Here is a 294-nt window from a genome sequence, read left to right as displayed (position 1 = left end):
ATGTTTGCCCATGCTATAGGCGGTCATTAAATCTACGGTCGTATAACCCGCTAGCTCGACTGCCTCTGCATCTCCGGCATAGCGATCACTAATATAGTTCACACCGCCGCCAATACGCCATTGGTCATCAGGTTGATAAGCTGTCCATAACGAGAACGTTTGGTTCGGTACATCGTTTGGCGTTAGGCCCGTTTTTTTATCTTCTGCATCAATATAGCTATAACCTGCAGACACATCCCAGTTATCACGTAGCTTACCTCGTGCCTCTAACTCTAGACCTTGATGACGGAACTC

The 294-nt window shown here is 47.3% G+C and carries 1 protein-coding gene; it reads right to left on the bottom strand.

Annotated elements, in window-relative coordinates; translation table 11 throughout:
• Window positions 1-294 (bottom strand): TonB-dependent receptor domain-containing protein (locus tag BTV99_RS13140; protein WP_143507249.1); only part of this gene is annotated, 294 nt, incomplete at both ends.

Origin of the sequence: Psychrobacter sp. Rd 27.2 (genome assembly GCF_001921755.1) — a bacterium.
Lineage (GTDB): Bacteria > Pseudomonadota > Gammaproteobacteria > Pseudomonadales > Moraxellaceae > Psychrobacter > Psychrobacter celer.
Note: the sequence above shows the minus strand (reverse complement) of the source record. Positions and strands in the feature narration are given on the sequence as shown.